Genomic DNA, 295 nt, shown 5'->3' with positions numbered 1-295 from the left:
AGGTAGTCAAAGCCCCGGAGTTTTCTCCATTTTCCCTCTGCACACATTCCCAGCTTGAACAGCATGTGCAGCATTCCTTCTCTCGACCGACAGCCTTTAGAGCGCTTCGTCCTATGTCGTATCGTTCCGAACGTCGACTCGATCGAGTTCGTTGTCCGGATGCTCTGCCAATGTTTTGCCGGGAAGCCGTAGAAGCTCATCAGCTCCTCATAGTCTTTTATGTAGTGGCATAGTAAATTTGGCCATCTGACTTTGGGTGATAACATCACTCACAACGAAGATCAGGTGAATAAAT

At 48.1% G+C, this 295-nt stretch carries 1 pseudogene; it reads right to left on the bottom strand.

The features are described 5' to 3' along the window. Positions 1-218: pseudogene (locus Q1A48_RS21545) on the bottom strand (transposase); the annotation flags it as partial. Positions 219-295 lie beyond the last annotated feature (77 nt).

The organism is uncultured Microbulbifer sp. (genome assembly GCF_947489355.1).
GTDB lineage: Bacteria > Pseudomonadota > Gammaproteobacteria > Pseudomonadales > Cellvibrionaceae > Microbulbifer.
The sequence above is the reverse complement of the archived record's forward strand: the minus strand, read 5'-3'. Positions and strand labels throughout refer to the sequence as shown.